This window comes from Bacillus zhangzhouensis (assembly GCF_000715205.1).
In the GTDB taxonomy this organism is placed as follows: domain Bacteria; phylum Bacillota; class Bacilli; order Bacillales; family Bacillaceae; genus Bacillus; species Bacillus zhangzhouensis.
Genome location: NZ_JOTP01000062.1, coordinates 1 through 1,520, shown reverse-complemented (window position 1 = coordinate 1,520; position 1,520 = coordinate 1). Strand labels below are relative to the sequence as shown.

General features: G+C 41.6%; 1 protein-coding gene and 1 pseudogene. Both read right to left on the bottom strand.

What is annotated here, in order from left to right; translation table 11 throughout:
- Nucleotides 1-73: 73 nt before the first annotated feature.
- A complete protein-coding gene (locus BA70_RS18685; RefSeq protein WP_051691201.1) occupies nt 74-1,255 on the bottom strand; it encodes a BppU family phage baseplate upper protein in 1,182 nt (393 codons plus the stop codon).
- 15 nt (nt 1,256-1,270) lie between these two features.
- Nucleotides 1,271-1,520: pseudogene (locus BA70_RS20465) on the bottom strand (right-handed parallel beta-helix repeat-containing protein); the annotation flags it as partial.

Genomic DNA, 1,520 nt, shown 5'->3' with positions numbered 1-1,520 from the left:
AACGTCTTCCCATTTGTTTCCTGATATTGCGTACTCGGTCGTATCTTCAAAATCGTTGTTTTCGATACGAATATCAGAATACCAAAAGCCATCTGTGCTGGTGTGAGAATCTATCACCTATCACCCCACCAGTAATAGATCCCATGATCTCCACCACTCCAAAGGCATCTTTTGAATAACGTAACGTGTGCGGAAATCCATCCGATGATACATATTGCTTCCAACCTTTGGATAGGGAGGGGACCTTCCACGAAGTAACAGTATCAGCGTCTGTGAGGACTCGTTTCCACCCTCGGAAAGTCCCGTCGGTATGAACGGTGCTAAACCACATCGTGTTTTTATAGCTCGCTACAGCTATAATCATTTTTCGTCCCGAATTACTTTCCGATATGTCATAGTTAAACCATCCTGTATCAGTTGGATCGGGGTTGTTAAGAAGTCTGTTGTTAATCCCGTAATACAACCCCGGCGGTAATGTTAATAAGTCAGCACCATCAGGTATCAATTTACGAGTACCTGAATCTTGCGTCATTTTGTATAACTGACCATTATTCCATTTGTTTTTATCTGATTCTGTTACGTGAATCTTTTTGTTTTCAAGGTGCGGATCGACGTATTCTTTTGCTGCTTCCAGTGCTGCCGTTGCTTTATCTTTGGCACCTGCAGGTGTTTCCGCGTGAGCATCCGTGTATTTTTTAGCTGCTGCAAGCGCCGTATCTGCTTTAGACTGCGCGCCTTCCTTTGTTTCGATCTTTTCCAAGTCCTCGAACTTGGCCCTCAGATCATCAATCGTTTGTATAGACTCTTCGTAAAGCTCATTTATCTTTGCTCTTAAATCCTCAAATTCATCAACATAATACTCAGTGATCGGCACAATGTCTTGATCTATAAGAGATTTAGATATATGGAAAGAGAATTGATGCACGGACATAGATTGATCATTTGTATAATACAAATTCAGCTCAGCTTGTACATTTCCATAATGCTTGATCTCTTGATCTGATAAAACGTACTCGGCGTGACCATTCACTCTATCAACTATCGTTACGTCTCTAATGAATCGGCTGCCGTCGGCCATAACTAATACAAGTTTTCCTGTGACAGCTGCTAGAGGCAAAGGTACGCCATCTTTCGTGAGTTTGAAAATGAGCCTTGCCGTCTGACGATCCTGCGTCCAAAAATTTATGCTGGTTGATACGCTCGAACTGGTATATGCGTTTACATCAAAACCAATAGGCCCGTTCTTATGAATCATTTGTTATCACCTCACTCAAATTACATTTTCAAATGATTTAATAGGATCAACGCTGTTGTCTTTTAAAGAACCTTCTGCGCCAGCTCCTTTAAGTCGATTGCCGAAATGCTGAATACGAGAACACTTGCTAGTAAAATACATCGCGTATCTGCATTTTTTTCCGCGCACTTTGTTGAAGCGTACTGCTGAATCTTTGACCCCATCCATCAAGATAATTCCGTAATATGGGTTTGATGAGGAAGTCCTTTTACCAGCATTCTGAATA